The organism is Pseudoalteromonas rubra, from assembly GCF_005887095.1.
Lineage (GTDB): Bacteria > Pseudomonadota > Gammaproteobacteria > Enterobacterales > Alteromonadaceae > Pseudoalteromonas > Pseudoalteromonas rubra_E.
The window spans coordinates 1-17,270 of the sequence record NZ_PNCI01000031.1 but is presented as its reverse complement, the minus strand read 5'-3'; the positions used below and the strand labels follow the sequence as shown (position 1 = coordinate 17,270).

Genomic DNA, 17,270 nt, shown 5'->3' with positions numbered 1-17,270 from the left:
GGGTATTCGCAGTAAGTGGGGAATTTTATGCAAACACACGATGCTGAGCTGTCAGTGCTCGATCAAGATCAAAAAGGGTCCACTGAACCACATAATGAGTCGGTTGCCAAAACATTCTGGCGTTACACGATCCCAGCCGTGGCGGCCATGATGGTAAATGGCTTATATCAGGTTGTGGATGGCGTTTTTGTGGGCCATTTTATCGGGTCTGATGGACTTGCAGCCGTTAATATCGCCTGGCCTGTGGTGGGGCTGATTGCGGGACTGGGCACACTGGTCGGGATTGGTGCGGGGAGCTTGTTGTCGTTGTTTCGCGGTGCGAAAGACGCTGTACAGGCGCAAGCTGTGCTGACGACCAGTGTTTGGTTACTGCTGATACTGGCTGCAACCACGAGTCTGGCGCTGTATGCCAGCGGTACCTTATTGTTGGATTTACAGGGCGCCAGTGGTGATGTGCTCAGGTTTGGGCACAGTTATCTGTCGGTATTTGGCTGGGGGGCTTTGGCAACCATGGCAGCGGGCGCTCTGCCTATGCTCATTCGCAATGATGGCAGTCCCGGGGTCGCCACGCGCCTACTGATCTTCGGCGCACTCACTAATATTGTTCTGGACTACGTTTTTATCGTGCTGTTGCAGTGGCAGCTTGCCGGTGCCGCCTGGGCAAGTGTGGTATCACAGTCTCTGGTTGCTGTGCTGGCTCTGAGTTATTTCTGTTCAGCAAAAGCGGGTATTAAGTTGACGGCAGCCAGTCTGAGGTTTTCTCTTAACCTGGCGGGGCGGACTCTGGTGCAGGGGGCCTCCGGGCTTGTGATGTTCCTTTACTTTGCCTTTATCACCGCGCTGCACAATAAGCAGTTACTGATGTATGGTGAGCCTCTGCACGTCGCGGCATTCGCGCTGATTGGCTACATTGGTGTGATTTATTACTTTTTTGCAGAGGGAGTTGCCAGTGGGATGCAACCGCCGATCAGTTACTATTATGGGGCAAAACAGATAGAGAAGATCAGTGCAACATTGAAACTGGCTTGTCAGGTTAGTCTGTCGGTTGGGCTTGTTATCGTGTTGTGTCTGAATTTGTTCCCGGAATTCATTGTGTCGCTTTTTTCTCAGGAGAGTGCATTACTTAATGAGGCGCAAAAAGGCGCCCGCCTGCACCTTTCTATGGTTTTTCTGGACGGGTTCATATTCCTCGCGGCGATGTATTATGTGGCGTTGGATCAGGGGGCGAAGTCTTTATTGATCTCGCTGGGTAACATGGCCATTCAGGTGCCTTTTTTGTTCTTTTTGCCTGAGTATTTGGGTGTTGACGGGGTGTGGCTGTCCGTACCTGTGTCTAATCTGGTTCTGACTTTGATCGTTGCACCTATGCTGTGGCGCGATGTATCACGGTTGCGACATGGCAGGGCTCTCAGCCAAAGCCTGCATTAAAAAAGGGGGTGGCAACCCCCTTTACACCTTTAAGTTAATCGCTTTACAGGCACATATTGTCTGGCTGTGACCAGGCTGATAGCGACTAAGGTAGCAATTACGCTACAGAAGCTTATCGCAACCAGCATGAGGTCAGGTGAAAACGCCATCAAGGTGTTCAGCCAGGGCCATGCAAATGCAAGGATAATCCCCGCAAGCGCAACGCTGAGCAGTGCCGGTTGCAAAAAAGCGTAAAGCCGCGCGACAAGTACCTGACGACGTTTGGCACCCAGCATTAGATGCACTTTGACAACGCCCTGCTGCAGGTATGCGGCGTAACTTTGCAAACTATAAATACCATAGGCTGTGATGATTAGGATCAGCGCATTGATAAACATCAGTAACAGCGATGTGATGCGCCGGTACTGATGCGCGTGTGTTATTTCATCTTCCAGCGCACGCCATTGTGTCAGCACAAACTGTGGGTGTTGTCGTTGCAACAGCGTATTGAGTTGCGTTTTGCTTAATGAGAGTCCGGGCGTCACTTTGACCAGCATATATGTGGCGCTGCCGTGATTGGGCAGGTAAAAACGTGGTGGCGAGATAGGCTTACCAGGTAGCTGCAAATCGTCGATAACTGCGATGATCCGCAGGGCATTCGCCCCATCAATATTAACGGTTTTGCCAATGGCTTCGTCACCTAGCTGGTGAGCGAATGTTTGATTGATGATCACCACTGGGTTCTCATCCTCAATGTCCTCCCGGGTGAATGTACGCCCGGCGACAAGGTGCTGATCCAGAACCTCAAAGTAATCCTGGTCGACGTTGCGGTGAAAGGGCAGGTAGCTGGCATCTTGCCACGACGCGGTGATTTTAAACTGAAAGTCATCTTTAAGTGGCGAACGGGCGAAGCTGACTGATAACACGCCCGGCTCTTGCAGCAGTGTCTGCTTAAAGGCTTTGGCCATGGGGGCGTAGGCTGACCAGCCTTGCCAGTCCAGTGTGGCGACACTAAATTCCAGTTCATAAACCTGACTTGCGTCGAAGCCCAGGGGATGAGTTAGCTGTTTGAGTCTGTCCCAGACAAGCTGAGAGCAGGCTAATAAGGTCAATGACACCAGCAATACTTGTGAGGCAACAAAGCGCCTGATGGTCACCTGTGACAGTTGCTGAGCCTGGCCTTTACCGCTGCGTTTCAGGCTGTTTAACAGATTCGCGGGTTGGCAATGGGCCCGACTCAGTAGCATGAACAAGCCCAGAATTGCGCCGCCCAATACACAGGCTAGTAGCACAACAGGCAAAGTAAGTGTCAGGTGTTCACTCTGATAAATAAACTGTGATAGCCAGGCGGCACTGAGTGTAAGTACCAGAGTCGTTAGCCAAAGAGAGAGTAGAATCGCAGGTGCGATCAACAAAATTAGCTGGCACAGCAAGGTATTGCGAATAGTGCCGTATTTTGCGCCAACCGCGCTGCGTACAGCTAACTGATGGCGGCTTTGTAGTAACTGGAGCAAAAATAACTGAGCCAGATTCAGGCTGGCCAGTAGCAGCAAGGCGAGGGTACAGGCAAATACAATCAGTATGATGGGGTGGTCACCGCGCAGTGCCCGGGTTAAGGTCTGCACCGTGAGTTGCGTTTGCCAATCTGCTATTTGCGGGGGAGCATGACGGGAAGCGGTTTCATTCACTACACTTTGCAGGTGCGTGAGCATGTTTTGTGTGGTACCTGTGCGCATCAGCACCCGGATATTTGGATCAGGGCTTTGCCAGTACCCTTTGTACTCGGAATTATTGTAGCGCCATGGGAGCCACAGCTGTGGTTGCCAGCCTGCCTTGAATAACTCGGGTGGTTGATAATTTTGACTGACCACGCCGCGAATGGGGTGAATAATCCCATTAATATTGAGGTGTTGCTGTAAGATATCAGGTGTGCCACCAAAGACCTCCTGCCACAACGCAAAGCTTATCACTGCCCCTGCTGGTTGCTCGTCAGGTGACACCATAAAGTGCTCCCCCTGGCCGTGTATAAACTCAACACCCAGCATGGCTTGCCAGTCACCACTGAGATACGCTGTTTTTATTTTTTCTGTATATACTGACGCCAGTGGTACTTCTTCACCATAGTGAAAAGCCAAAAGCGGATCTGCTTGTAATGCGTTCTCTTGTGAAAGACGCCTTGTGGTGAGTAACTGAGATGCTGCTGGGTAAGGCCAGCCATTATCGTGGAGTTCGGCGGCTGAGCCCTGGCGTTGATGCTCAAGCTGGTAAATCGCGTTGGGTTGTGGGTAGGGCAGGGGCTTAAACCAGATGTGGTAAAGCAGCGCTGCAACACACAACACGGCGCTGAGTGTCAGCGTCAGTAAGACGAGCATACTTAAAGCCCAGCGAGGTTGCTGGCGCAGTTGCATGAGTGCCGGTTGTAAACAGGTATACCAGATAAAGTCACGGTAGCACTGTGGCATAGCGGATATCCATTGAACGGTCAGTGATCAGGGCCTAGTCTACAGCAAAGATTGGTCCATAAAAATTGTATAATAATAACAAAAGGTTATATATTTAACGCTGGATACTATTGCAAAACCGGACGGTCAGTCCGGAATTACCACTCTCAGACTCCCAAAGGAGAATTACAGTGAGGATAAAGAGGTCGTGCGCAGTGTGCTTGGTGGCTATGGCGTCATTATTAACAGCAGCCTGTCAGTCCCCGGGCGCTGGACGCAAGCTGGAGCAGTTTGAAACCAGCTCTGCACAAGCATGCTATGACAGAACAACCCAGCCTTACACATTTGTGGTCGACGCCCATGTGCACTTCCGCCCGTTTGGGGGGGAGGCCGTGCCCTATACAGAGCTTGTTGGTTACTTTCAAAGCGCTGGCGTGTTATTCGTCAATGCGTTTGGCATCGGACAAATGTTTAGCGCCCAAAGTGGTTGTCAGCGCTTTTCGAGCTGCCCAACCGGTGAAATTAAGCCAACGATTAGAAATGACGTGATTAACGCGTCGAACGCGCTGCTCCACCCGACCACAGAGACTCATCTGACTTTGTCTATGAGTTTTCCTGATCTGAGTAAACCGCGCCACATAGTGCAGCAAATGGCATTGCTTGATGAGGAGTTTGGGCCCGCATTTGGCTGGATGGGAGAAGTCAACTTAGTGAAACAGGCATTGTTTGATCATTCTCATCAGGCAACCCCTGTAGAACGTATTAAAGACTGGGCACCTTTCATGGCCAGGCTACGTGCCCCTGATCAGGGTCGCCCGCCCATGCCTTTGTCAATACATGCTGACATTGGCTCTGATACTGAGCCAACCAAATACTTACATCTAATGGAATCTGTACTGGCCCAGTATCCGGATAACCCGATTGTTTGGGTTCATATGGGATTGTCGAGGGAGCAAACCAGGATGGATCCGCAACAACACATTGAGATCCTGTCCCGCTTGCTGGACGCATATCCAAACCTGATGCTGGACATTTCCTGGCGCGTTTTATATGAGGCTTATTTTCGTCATGCGGCAATTCGAGCGCAGTATGTGGCGTTTTTTAATCGTTATGCCACACGCATTCTGCCGGGCAGTGATTTTGTTGCAGCAAAAGGTTACAAGTACCGGGATTATGTGCGTGAAGTCGAGATCAACAGTCGTATCAATCAGTACCTCAGCGATAAGGCGTTTCGCCATATTGCACTGGGTCAGAATTATTTTAACTTAATGGGACTAAGCTATCAGGCGCCAGAGATATGCCAATAACATCAGTTGTGAGCTGGTGTAAATGACCCCGACAGGCGGGGTCAGGCAGCGCCTGTCAGTGGCAATAAAAAGTCACAAATGTGTGAGTGTTACACTGACCATCGGTGACACAAAAATGGCTTGGCGGTGGTGCCGCACCACCCACCCGGGGCGTCAATGCTGCGTCCAGTCCTTTTGCCTCGCTCGACAGCTGATTGATACCAATTTCACTTAATACCTGTTCAATTTGAAGGAGCAAATATGCCGCTAACGGTGTTAAAAACTTCTCATTTAGAACAACTAAATAGCGAAATTTTTGCCTTGTTATCGACGATATTTTCTCGCCTCAAAATAGAACACTTAATTAAGCAAATTGGTATTACATGTTTTTGTTTAATTGTAATTTCATGGTCTTTTCCTTAGTTGAATTGTGTTGCTTTTTTCAGCAACATCTTCAACTTAGCGGGTAAAGAACAAACCAGCAATTGCCTATTTGTAACATTTTTTACGCATTAGTCTGGCTGAGGCTTGTTGAGCCAGTCCAGTGCCGCCTGTAGCGTGGCGTCCTGCTTCTGATTGTATTGTCGCTGTTCAATCACGATATCAGGGACAAATGCTTCTCTGGGTGTACCGTCAATGTGGTAGAGCTTTTCTCTGGGTAACATATAATTGAGCTGGCTGTGTGGCAGGGTCTCACCGTAAATGGCCCCAAGCAGTTGCGACATTTGTGTGCCTATGACCGTTGCCCGCTTCATGCCATGCAGGCCTATGGTCAGGCCTTCTCCCATGCTGCCTGTCCATTTGTTGCAAAGTACAATTAACGGCTTGTCATACTGGAAGTCTCCACGTGGATACACGAATTCCTGCCAGGCGCGTTTCACGCCAAACTCTCGCTCGATAGAGACTAACTCATGTATCTGATAAGGCTGAGGTGCCTTGATAAAGCGACTCATAATGCCTCTTGCCACTTCTGTATTGCCACCACTGGGGGTGTGGCGTAAATCGAGGATCATGGCCTGGGTATCTTTTAATTGATCCATTGCCTCGTCAAAAGCATTTATTAGCGCGTTATTACCCAAGCTGTTTTCCGGGCGAATATAGCCCACTGTGCCAATGCGCTTTTGCGTCAGCAGGGGTTTTTCTGCGATCACATCTTTTACAACGGCTTCAATATCCAGCAGCTTTATTTCGGTTTTACCAAGCCAGCGAACTTCCAGTGAGAGGCGTTGTTTACGTTTACCCGTCAACAGCCGGTTGAGTGTCCAGCTTTTTGCAGTGTCAAACCCCGAAACATTGGCCTGTTCAATGGCTTGTTCGACGGCAGTGCCATCAATACGCAGGATTTGCATACCTGCGCGAAAGCCTTGCTGATAAGCTGATTCGGCAAAGGGGACCGCAGTGATAGTTGCTTGTCCATTGCGCCACTGTGCCCACAAGCCTGTGGCCGTGGGCATTGGCAGATAATAGTCTTTTGGCCGTGGTGTCACGTCAGCGTGATGATCAAACCAATGTTCCAGACAATGATTGAGCCGGCCTGACAGTTGCAGCTTAGTTTTGAGTTCAACACTTTGATGACGAATACACTGATCAAAAGTGGCAAAATCGGTCGGCTTGTCATCACGGTAGGCATAGCCGAGCCGGACATACTCAATAAAATGCTCTATGTCCTGCTGTATTTGCTCTGAGCTCAGAAGAACGGGTTGACTTGTGGATTGGGGGCTGGCGGCTGCGTTGCTGACGTAACCACCCGCCAGAAAAGTTGCAAAAAGTAATGAGCGCATGACTATCCTTATTGTTGTTGGTAAACAAGTTGCTCTTCCAGGGTATCAAGCTGTTGTTCATAGTCTTCAGCTGACAATTCTCCGCGCTGATAGCTGCGCTCCAGAATCAGCACCTGTTTTATATAACGCATACTGGCAATGAATATTTTGGGTGCAACCCGCTGTGAACGCTGCAATGCAATAAGATGCTCATTGAGTTCACTGAGTGCTTCCAGAGAGAGATTTTTACTGCTCAGGTTCTGGCTTAACATGGTATCCAGGTAATGAGGGTAAACGAGCGGGTTTTTAGTAAAAAAGTCAGCTTGATCGCCAAACTCTTCAATGTTTTGCTGATAGGCCTCATTAAGGCGGATGCTATAGTCCAGACTCTCTTCTACAACAGCCTCAGCTGCGGTGAGTACCTTTATTAAGTCTCTGATTTCTTTTTGATCTGAGTCGTAATTGCTAATTGCAATCGCCAACAATACACCGACCAGAGTCGCAACCAGAGTCAGAATAAAATTGCAGGCTACTTCATGGTGGCGGGTGAACGCCTTGAATGAGGACGTGAACAGTAAAGCGCTGAGCGCCAGAAGTGCGCAGGTCAGTATGATATACAGCATAGTGGTAATAATTATTTTTGTTATATAGGTAAGATATTGATTTTATAAGAGCAGTGCAACTAAAGAGCGAAAAGAGGGTGAAGTTTGTGTGTATTGAGTCATTTCTTCACCCAAATCGTTGTGCTTCAGCGACTATGGCGCGGGTTTATGTGCCTGCGCATCAAGCCACGCTATTAAAGCGTCCAATGCGCCCGGCGCAAAGTCGTCTTCGGTGAGGTACAAAGCGGCCCGTACTGGCAGGTCCGTTTTTAACAGGCTATGAGAGGCATTGCTGATGACCTTTTGTGAGAGCTTGTCTGGTGCACCTATGGTGCTGGCAAATATCTGTTGGCTGTGATCAACATCAACCCGGGTGTCTGAATCGCCAAACAGGGCGAGCAGTGGGAAATGGATTTGAGAAAAACCCAAACTGACATCTGAGTCTATATTGGTTCGGACAAAGTTGAAGCGGGCTTCGTCTTCCAAAGGAGTACCCATAAAAGGATGTAAATGCAGATCACTGCCTTGATAAGTGTTATACCCGGATTTTATCAGCTGGTACTCAATCTCATGTAATTCTGAAATTTCCGGCCACACCGAATGGTCATCGGCATGGATCTTTTGTTCGTCTATCAGGCGCAACCACATCGTATATTTGCTCTGCTCTCGCCAGTTTGCCGCGCCTCCCACCAAAGCTGCAAATTCAATCTCAGGTTCATTGTGCAGTTCGGCCAGCACCCAGCTTGCCTGGCTAAAGCCAACAACGCCAATTGGATTATCCGGATAGCCATTGTCTCGCAAGTAGCGAATTGCGCTACGCACTTCCTCTGCGCGTTGAGGCATGGTTTGAGCCAGCCAGTTTCCGCTTGACTCGCCAATTCCGGGTTTACTCCACGACATGGTGGCATATCGTTTACGGCTTAAAGTGTTGATAACAGGGTCAAAGTATCCGCTGGCACTATGGTCCATCGCACCATCGCCGTGGACAAGCAGGATGATTGCATCGTGACTTTGATGTACATGAGGCACGACCAGCCTGGCATCTAAGGTGTTTGTGTTGGCGCTGAATGCAACGTAGCGCTCTTCAACGTGTTCCTTGTTATTGTTGTGGCATCCACCAAGTAAACAGCACAAAAAGGTAATAAAAACAGCAGTATTCCATCTGGGTATCATGATCACTCCTTTTATAAACTGATACCAACGCATGCGATACTCTTGAGTACATAACGAGTTGGTACAATCAAATATCATCAGGTGTCTACCATATAGAAGGATTTCCCCGATGAGTGTTAAGCAGTGTGGAAAGTTGTAAGCTGCTGTAAAACTTCAGGTCAGGTACATCTTTGTGTAAGCGACATCGACTTTCGCTGTGTTTTTTATATTTGGCCTTCAACGGAGGCGTACAGACTCTGTAATACCGTGACAGGCAAGCTCTGACAATGGTTAGGCATATGGTACATCCACTCTGATTTTACTATTGCACAGCTGCAAAAGTGTTTATCTACATGTTCTATTATCATTTCCTGAGAAATAATCTACAGTGTGTTCTCAGAGCGTGTTGCTACTGCATACACAGTCGTTGTCTAAGCTACCACTTAATTCTGGAGGGTAAAGCTCGATGAAAAAAGTACTAATACCGGTCACCAACCATGCAACCTTAGGTGAAACAGATCAGGCCAATGGGACCTATGCCCCTGAGTTGACACATGTAGTGCATGTACTCAAAGCGCAGGGGATCGCCTTTGATTTGGCTTCTCCTAGTGGTGGTCAGGCCCCTCTGTATGGTACAGACACAGAAGGAGATGAGGTCAATCAGCAGATGCTCGCAGATACTGAGCTTCAGGCTAAGGTTGCGAATACGCTAAGCGTATCTGAGCTTGATATCAGTGACTATGACGCCATTTTTTACCCTGGTGGTTTTGGGCTGCTTAGCGACTTAGCGACAGACAGCCAGTTTGCTGAACTGGCAGCAACACATTATGAAGCCGGCGGAGTCATTGCTGCAGTGTGTCACGGACCAGCCGCTTTGCTGCCTATTACATTAAGTAATGGTGACGCGCTCATCGCTGATAAATCGGTGACCTGTTTTACCCGTGAAGAAGAAATCGATTTTGGCACCATCAATGACATTCCTTTCCTGCTTGAAGAAGCAATAGCTCGAAAAGCGGCGCAGTATCGTAAAGTTCAGCCTTGGCAGGAATTGGTGATTGAAGACGCACGCCTGATCACAGGTCAAAACCCTGCCAGTGCACATGCCGTGGGTATGGCACTGGCAAAACATCTTGCACAGTAATTGCGATTATTAACAGGCACTGTCAGTACCTGACAGCATCTGGCAGGCCTCTTCTGATAAGGAATCCATGTATCCATGATTAAGGTACATCATCTCAACCAATCACGATCAACCCGGGTATTGTGGCTGCTCGAAGAACTTAAGTTACCCTATGAAGTCGTACACCATGAAAGGGACGCGCAAACCAGGCTGGCGCCGGCGAGTCTGGGTGAGGTTCATCCGTTGAATAAAGCTCCGGTTATTGAACACAATGGTCTGGTATTGTGCGAATCGGGCGCGGTGATGGAGTATCTGCTCGATCAGGCCGACTCAACGAGTTTACGCCCTGAAAAAGGCGACGCCCATTACTATCAATATCTGGAATGGTCTCATTTTGCGGAAGGGTCACTGGCGCTACCTGTGATCACCACCCTGCTGATGCAGATGGAACAGCGCGAAGGCACAGCGCCAATGGATGGGTATATTGCCAAAGAGCTGGCACTGGACTTGGGGTACATCGAAGCTACGCTGGCAAAGCAGGCGTTTTTTGCAGGTCCGCAGTTTAGTGCGGCAGACATAATGATGACCATTACCCTGGAATTTGCTGCCAACCTCAACCTGCTGGATGGTAAACCTCATATACAACAATACCTTAGCAAAGTACAAAGTCGTGAGGCTTATCAGGTCGCCAGAAAACAGGGCTAAATCACTTCACTATCGTCTGCTCTGTAGTGTGCAGAGCAGACGTTTTTTCAGGGCCGCTCGTTGTATCGCACCTTCTATTATCAATAAAAAGCCAATACTGATTGTATAATTCTGGCAATAATAAACCTTTATTAAATAATCTAAACTATATCAGTACCGTGAGTTTACGTGCTCCGGATCACCTCAATAGCCATTGTTAACTTTAGTGAGCGATATAGTGATGACAAAAACCATTTTAATTACCGGTGCAACGGATGGGATTGGACTGGCGACGGCAAGAACCCTGCAGGAGCTTGGCCACCGAGTGATCTTGCACGGCAGAAATACTGATAAGCTAACTGCGTTGAAAGCGGAATTTGCAACCCAGTCACCATCACAACAGCTGACGACGTACACAGCTGACCTGAGTGTTATTCATGATATTCACTGCTTTATCAACGAGCTTAAGCAGGCTGGCACTGAGCTGGATGTACTGATCAACAATGCGGGCGTCTTTGTGGTGCCAGAGCAAACCACGCCAGAGGGGATTGATGTGCGCTTTATGGTGAATACCATTGCTCCTTATCTGCTTACCCAAGCGTTGCTACCTGACATGAAGCAAGGTGCCAGAGTGATCAACTTATCATCTGCTGCGCAATCATCTCTGATGCCACATGAAATAACCGGAGCCAGCAGTCTGTCGGATAATGCGGCATATGCCAAAAGCAAACTGGCGCTGACCATGTGGTCGATGCAACTGGGCGCTGCCTCTGGTCGTGCCCTGCCTGCGATTATAGCGGTGAACCCTAAGTCTTTTCTGGGCTCAAAAATGGTTGAGCAGGCCTATGGTGTGGCAGGGGGGAATATTCAGGAAGGCGCTGATGTATTGGTTCGAGCCGCTTTGTCTGAGGAGTTTGCTCAGGCATCTGGCCAGTATTTTGACAATGACTTAGGTTGCTTTGCGCGGGCTCATGATGAAGCATATGACGAGCAAAAAGTAGCCGAATTGATCCGAGTTCTGGAGGCCTTTCGCCAGCATCATGGGTTTGCTTAGTGGGTTTGCCGCTGTGAAATGACAGCGGCACCTGATTGCTACTCGACACGAGAGAATTGGTTGAAAAAAGCGAGCTGAGCCGGGTGGGTTAAGGCTTTTGGTCGCAGCGTATCAAAAGGATGTAAAGTCATTTACCTGGTCTGCTCCTGTACTTTATAGCGGTCAATTAATTCATCCATATCCATTGCGGCTTCTGCGATATTTGAGGCCGCTACGGCAATTTGTTCGGCGCCGGTCACATTTTCAGTCGCCTTGGCAAAAATTTCGACAATATGCCTGCTTACTTCATCTATGGCATTGCTCTGCTGCTGCGTATTTACCGATACGGAGTCAGTGACGGACTCAACTTGCTTGGCTTGTTCAACAATTTTACCCAGAGCTTCTTTAATCTGCTCTGCACGATGGGCAGCCTGCATGGCGTTATCCTTACCCTGTGTGATCACGTCCGATGCTGATTGTGCGCTGCTTTGCAGTTCGTTGACCAAAGCCGAGATTTCTTCGGTGGATTGCTGAGTTCTGCTGGCCAGACTACGTACTTCATCGGCAACCACGGCAAAACCACGCCCTTGTTCACCTGCCCGGGCCGCTTCAATAGCAGCATTCAACGCAAGCAAATTGGTCTGCTCTGCGATGCTCTGGATCATATCGACCATACTTGAAATACTACCAACACGCTCGTTCAGTGCATCTACGGAAGACGCTGATTTTTCCATGTCGTATGAGGCTTGCTGGATCACCGAGACCGCATCGGTGACGACTTTTTGGCCATTAACCGACTCCTGGGAGACTGACTTCGCAGCCGCTGCATTTTCCAGCATTGAATTCGCTATTACCTGGATATTAGCGCTCATTTGCTCCGCGGCAGAGGCGATGGTTTGTACGCCGGATTGTTGCTCAACCAAGTTGGTTTGACTCTGGCTGATGGCGCAGGCAGTTTCATGTGTAGAGGTTGCAATTTTGCGCGATGCACGTCCGAACTCAATCAAATCTTCTTCAAATTGTTGGGTCAGTCGGTTAATGTCTTTTGCTGAATTCCCCAAATCGTCAGAACTTAAAATATCGATTTCATGTGCCAGATTTCGGTTGTTAATCGCAATGGCAATTCCCTCAGCAATTTTCACTGACTGCTGATGGCGAAGACGAATTGATATAAACAGGGCCGCTGTGATCAGCAAACCTATCATCAGAATAATCAACTCAACCACCAGGATGGTCACCGCCGTTTCCTGAATGTCTATGGCTGTTTTATCAACAAGTGTTAAGGCTTTTTCCTCGGCCTCTTTCAGAGCGTTAATGCGCCGCGTGGCCGCTTCAAACCAGGCTTCTGGATCTTGCCCAAACCCGGAATCGCTGTCGGCGACAATGGCTCTGAAGCGCGCAACGTCGCGCATGGCACTTGAATTCAGGGCACTTTCAAACATGGCTTTCATAATCGGAGGCGAGGCTTCCACTGCTTCCGCCAGATACACCTCTTGCTTGGTCAGTAATTGGGTGTATCGAGTCCGCAGTGCAGGTGTAAATTGGTCTTTTGCAAAGGTGTTCGACAACACTGCACGCTCAATACCGGCTGACTCTTTGGCGCTGGAAAAATTGTAAATGGCCATCAACTCGGTCGAGATAACATGATCTTTGCTCAGCCTTGCTGCGGTTATAACTATATGTAAGCCCTGGTTATTGATGTCGGTGTAATATTTCAGTGCGTCAGACAGGCTCATGGAGAGCGAGCTTACGCGTTGGCGAACACTATCCAGTTGGTTAAATTTACTTAAAAATGTTTCAAGCTCCCGCTGCATGGGTTGTGACAGCGCCCACCCTTTAGCCTTTTTTCTCAGACTAGACAGTTGATTGTCGGTCAGCCGCCTTTGCTGCGTTAAGTTGCTTTGAAACTTGCTGCCTGCTGAGCCGATAAATCCGGCAGAGGCACCACGTTCTTTTTGTGTTTCATGAACCAGCGCAAGCACGGCATGGCTCAAAAAGGCATTGTATTCGGCGTCATAAGCGTCGTTCATCCGTTTGGCTGCGGTCGATACATCATAGAAAATGACGCCACCAAGCAACAAACAGGGAAGTAATACGACAAGGGTTAAATGGCTGGAAATGGTTTTAGCTATTGTTCTCAGCATGCACGACTCACTTCTGGGGATTAAGGCAGTAATAGCTGTTCAAATTTATAGTGCGAAGAGCCAAAATTGGATCACTTTGCAGCCACACTATTGCACAAATTAATGCTCTAAAGCTAGTAACTTGCTAACATTTAATAAGAAAAAAATACTATGTGTCTTTTGTGGGGACGATGAATGCCGTAGCCGAGTGCATTAAAAAATTAAGCTGTTTTGATGGTGGATGAGAAAAGTGCCACAGAATAAAGAACGACTGTGACACTTTTTCTGTCAACGTAACCTTATTTCTAAGTTTTGATTATGCTGCGTGATCTGTACTGCCAGCTGCGGAAACTGTGGGATGCCGGCAAGCAGCTCATTATTGCTAAAACCATAAGGCTCTGTTGGCAAGCCAAAACGATTGCGGTTTAGCCGGCCGTCGCCATTGAGATCCTGATAGACCATAAAGCTGTATTGTCCGGGTTCTACATTATGCAGCGTGAGCTCAGGCTGAGTGTCTGACACCTGTTGCTGTGCAACCCGCCAGGCTCGTTGTTGTAAAAATCCCGCTGCCGAGTCATAGGCTACCAGCTTTAGGGTGCCTGACTGGTGCGCCAGGCCGCTGAATGTAATAGTCAAATCTTGTGCCATTGCACTGGCCGAAAGTGCACCAAGCATACAGGCGATGGCGGTAGTACGAGTCAGATGTTTAGTCATGTTAGTTATCCTTTGCTGAATCATTTTGTTGATGGGATAACTTTACAAAATGGAGTGGGGCATTGCGTGTGTGATCTGTCATGACAATGACATGACAGATGTCATTTGTGCTCAAGCGGCTGACCCTTTTTCTTAATCACTGAACTGGCAAGGGGCTTTACATTTGCTATGGCTGCAACAGAGTTTTGTGCCCAAAGATGTCATGTTTTAGCGATGGTTTCAATTGATCCACTCTGCTTGCTTACACGTACCTTTGTAGCGTCCCTTTGCTGTGATATGACCAGCAGGTTGGGCCTGAATAATTTTGTCTCAATATCTTTGCAAGGTATCACAGCTTACCCTATGTTTAGGGCTGGTGAGGCCTTGATGATAAGGAAATATGAATGGCTGATTTAACGGTAAAAGGTGTGATTTTTGATTTAGACGGCACCTTAGTAACCTCTACCCTCGATTTTGCTTTAATTAAGGCGCAAGTTGGCTGCGACCGTGACGCGGATTTACTTGATTATGTCGAGTCTTTGCCCTCGCCTTACATGCGCGAGGAAGCCATGGCACTGATCCATCAACATGAAATGCAGGATGCACAGCATGCCGAGCCCATCCCCGGTGTGATAGAAACGCTGTCTGTATTAAAAGCGATGGGCATGCCGATGGCCATTGTTACACGTAACTATTCAAAAGCGGCCAAATTAAAGCTGTCGCGCTGCCAGCTGGGCCTGGATTTTTTACTGACACGGGAAGATGCGCTACCAAAACCTGACCCGCAGGCACTTCATATGGTTGCAGATACCTGGTCGCTGCCTTATCAGCAGTGTGTATATGTAGGCGATTACAAGTACGACATCGAGGCTGCGCAACGCGCCAGTATGCATGCATGTTTGTTCGCACCACTGGGTATGCCTGATTATGCTGATCAGGCCGATATCATCATTGAACGCTTTTGCGACCTGCCTGGTGCACTGGGCTTGCACTATCAGGCTCGTTCTGGTCAGCTGGCCTGATTAATTCTATTGGAATGCGCACGATACAGAGCAATTCTCGTCTGGGTATAGCCCAAAATGCAATGTCTTGTTAGAATCTTGTCCAATTTAATTTGCACAAACGAGAATTAAGATGGGTAGAGCATTTGAAGTCCGCAAAAACGCCATGGCAAAAACGGCAGCGGCAAAGACCAAAGTAAACTCAAAATATGGTAAAGAGATCTATGTAGTTGCGAAAAACGGTGGTGCAGATCCGGATACCAACCTCTCCCTTCGTCGTTTGATCGATAAAGCTAAGAAAGACCAGGTTCCGGCGCACGTTATTGAAAAGGCGATTGAAAAAGCAGCTGGTGGTGCAGGTGAAGATTACTCTCCGGCGCGTTATGAAGGGTACGGTCCTGGTAACTGTATGGTGATTGTGGACTGTTTAACTGACAATCCAAACCGTACTATCAAGGATGTACGTCTGCCATTCACCAAGACAGACTCTAAAATTGGTAGCCCGGGCTGTGTTGCACACATGTTTGATCACTTTGCTATTCTTGGCTTTGCCGGTGATGACGATGAAGCAGTACTGGAAGCGCTGATGATGGCAGATGTTGATGTCACAGACGTAGAAGTAGAAGATGGTCAGGTCTCTGTGTTTGCACCGCACACTGAGTACTTCAAAGCGAAAACAGCGCTGATTGAAGCGTTTGAAGGCATCAACTTCGACGTAGACGAAATCACTTGGGTACCGCAAACACACGTTGAAATCACGGGTGAAGACGATCTGGCAAACTTTGAGAAGTTTATTAACATGCTGGAAGATTGCGACGACGTACAAAACGTGTATCACAACGCGATTGTGAAGAACTAAGCGACATTAAGAAAAGTGATTTGCTTCATGGATGTGAGGCATACCGAAAAAACCGAGCAATGTATTGCTCGGTTTTTTTGACTCTATCTCTACAAGAGGAGTTTTCTGAAAAAGCTTTTTGTAACCAATTCGGTTCCTGTTGCGAATAACACGTATTTATTATGCTTTTTATATATACAGTTTCTAAGTGAGGAGCTCTCCAAGTGTTTAGTAGTGGCCACGATTATTTCGACGTTGAGTTTGAGAAGTTGATGCGTTCTCGTGAACAATATTAAAAATATAGCTTTATATAGTTAATTTATAAGAACTAACTTGCAAGGAGTTAACTTCTGCGATTCCTAAGAATATGCCATAGATGCAATTGAAAATAACCTTAAAAAAGCGAAAGTTTCCCGATATCAAGCGCTAAGCTTGCTCGATAGTTTAGGAGTGGAGCTAGTTTAAAGTTGGGTCTACCTGTGCTTTGGTTCGCGTATGTATGGTTTTGACGGACTTTGGAGAAAGCCGGGCTGAAAAGCTCGGCTTTTTTCTAATGATTGACTTTGCATGTTGGATTTTCATTTTGCCTAAGTATTGACAGTAAGGACATCGCGATTAATTATGTGCATACTTCAACCCTCTATAAGGAACAATAATGAAGCGACTTCTATTTATATTTACTCTGGCATTTGCATTTAATACCAACGCTCAGCACTTTGCTGTGAGTAATGCAGAAATTCTCAGCATTTCGATGAGGACTGTCGAATATTCCGATGCAACATATGCAGATATGGCATTAGTGAAATTTAATAAGAATGTCTCGGATTCGGCAGAGGGGTGTGTTAAGAACATGGCTTATTTACACCCAGCAAAAGACCCTGCGATTTTTTCTGCTTTGCTAGCCAGTAAAGCTCAGGCCAAGCCAATCACCCTGACTATTGACTCCAATATGGCCAAAATTAGAAATTGGTGTAAGTTGGTTGCCATCGAGTTTTAGTCTGAGCTGCGTGCGCTGTTTAGATCTTCAATGTGATGTGTGGCCGTATTGAAGCCTAAGCTGAAAACGGGCATGAGTAGCTCGTTTTCAGTGAAGCCTTTTAGGCCATTCACACGGCCTTGTTGATCAAATC

The 17,270-nt window shown here is 47.8% G+C and carries 14 protein-coding genes; 8 read left to right on the top strand and 6 right to left on the bottom strand.

What is annotated here, in order from left to right; all coding sequences use genetic code 11:
* The first annotated feature begins 27 nt into the window (after positions 1-27).
* The gene (locus tag CWB99_RS13990) at positions 28-1,428 is read left to right on the top strand and encodes an MATE family efflux transporter (RefSeq protein ID WP_138553014.1); all 1,401 of its coding nucleotides are present in this window, start codon (positions 28-30) and stop codon (positions 1,426-1,428) included.
* A gap of 29 nt (positions 1,429-1,457) precedes the next feature.
* Here the strand turns inward: CWB99_RS13990 and CWB99_RS13985 are convergent, their stop codons facing one another.
* Entirely contained in the window at positions 1,458-3,869 is a 2,412-nt protein-coding gene (locus CWB99_RS13985; RefSeq protein WP_138553015.1) for an ABC transporter permease, read from the bottom strand.
* Positions 3,870-4,078: 209 nt separating this feature from the next.
* On the opposite strand from CWB99_RS13985, the gene CWB99_RS13980 reads away from it, so the two are divergent.
* Positions 4,079-5,155: an amidohydrolase family protein gene (locus tag CWB99_RS13980; protein WP_249331915.1), complete on the top strand. Its 1,077-nt coding sequence runs from the start codon at positions 4,079-4,081 to the stop codon at positions 5,153-5,155.
* Positions 5,156-5,646: 491 nt separating this feature from the next.
* Here CWB99_RS13980 and CWB99_RS13970 read toward each other — a convergent pair whose 3' ends face one another.
* The 3 genes from CWB99_RS13970 to CWB99_RS13960 all read right to left on the bottom strand — a co-directional run bounded on the left by CWB99_RS13970 (position 5,647) and on the right by CWB99_RS13960 (position 8,669).
* A complete protein-coding gene (locus CWB99_RS13970; protein ID WP_138553017.1) occupies positions 5,647-6,915 on the bottom strand; it encodes a S41 family peptidase in 1,269 nt (422 codons plus the stop codon).
* Positions 6,916-6,923: 8 nt separating this feature from the next.
* Complete coding sequence (locus tag CWB99_RS13965) at positions 6,924-7,517, bottom strand: hypothetical protein (protein ID WP_138553018.1); 594 nt, start codon at positions 7,515-7,517, stop codon at positions 6,924-6,926.
* 132 nt (positions 7,518-7,649) lie between these two features.
* Positions 7,650-8,669 (bottom strand): alpha/beta hydrolase family protein, encoded by a 1,020-nt coding sequence (locus CWB99_RS13960; RefSeq protein ID WP_138553019.1) that lies wholly within the window; start codon positions 8,667-8,669, stop codon positions 7,650-7,652.
* A 445-nt stretch (positions 8,670-9,114) separates the two neighbouring features.
* Here CWB99_RS13960 and CWB99_RS13955 point away from each other — a divergent pair, with 445 nt between their 5' ends.
* From CWB99_RS13955 to CWB99_RS13945, 3 genes are all read left to right on the top strand, one after another.
* A complete protein-coding gene (locus tag CWB99_RS13955; RefSeq protein WP_138553020.1) occupies positions 9,115-9,789 on the top strand; it encodes a type 1 glutamine amidotransferase domain-containing protein in 675 nt (224 codons plus the stop codon).
* A 75-nt stretch (positions 9,790-9,864) separates the two neighbouring features.
* Positions 9,865-10,473 (top strand): glutathione S-transferase family protein, encoded by a 609-nt coding sequence (locus CWB99_RS13950; RefSeq protein WP_138553021.1) that lies wholly within the window; start codon positions 9,865-9,867, stop codon positions 10,471-10,473.
* Positions 10,474-10,693: 220 nt separating this feature from the next.
* Positions 10,694-11,506, top strand: coding sequence for an SDR family NAD(P)-dependent oxidoreductase (locus CWB99_RS13945; RefSeq protein WP_138553022.1), 813 nt, complete (start codon positions 10,694-10,696; stop codon positions 11,504-11,506).
* Positions 11,507-11,637: 131 nt separating this feature from the next.
* Here CWB99_RS13945 and CWB99_RS13940 read toward each other — a convergent pair whose 3' ends face one another.
* Positions 11,638-13,629, bottom strand: a complete 1,992-nt coding sequence (locus CWB99_RS13940) for a methyl-accepting chemotaxis protein (protein ID WP_138553023.1) — start codon at positions 13,627-13,629, stop codon at positions 11,638-11,640.
* A 267-nt stretch (positions 13,630-13,896) separates the two neighbouring features.
* Positions 13,897-14,322, bottom strand: coding sequence for a DUF2141 domain-containing protein (locus tag CWB99_RS13935; RefSeq protein WP_171045345.1), 426 nt, complete (start codon positions 14,320-14,322; stop codon positions 13,897-13,899).
* 383 nt (positions 14,323-14,705) lie between these two features.
* On the opposite strand from CWB99_RS13935, the gene CWB99_RS13930 reads away from it, so the two are divergent.
* The 3 genes from CWB99_RS13930 to CWB99_RS13915 all read left to right on the top strand — a co-directional run bounded on the left by CWB99_RS13930 (position 14,706) and on the right by CWB99_RS13915 (position 17,137).
* The gene (locus CWB99_RS13930) at positions 14,706-15,323 is read left to right on the top strand and encodes an HAD family hydrolase (protein WP_138553025.1); all 618 of its coding nucleotides are present in this window, start codon (positions 14,706-14,708) and stop codon (positions 15,321-15,323) included.
* 112 nt (positions 15,324-15,435) lie between these two features.
* The gene (locus CWB99_RS13925) at positions 15,436-16,161 is read left to right on the top strand and encodes a YebC/PmpR family DNA-binding transcriptional regulator (RefSeq protein ID WP_046007129.1); all 726 of its coding nucleotides are present in this window, start codon (positions 15,436-15,438) and stop codon (positions 16,159-16,161) included.
* A gap of 634 nt (positions 16,162-16,795) precedes the next feature.
* Positions 16,796-17,137, top strand: a complete 342-nt coding sequence (locus tag CWB99_RS13915) for a hypothetical protein (RefSeq protein ID WP_138553026.1) — start codon at positions 16,796-16,798, stop codon at positions 17,135-17,137.
* Positions 17,138-17,270: the final 133 nt, after the last annotated feature.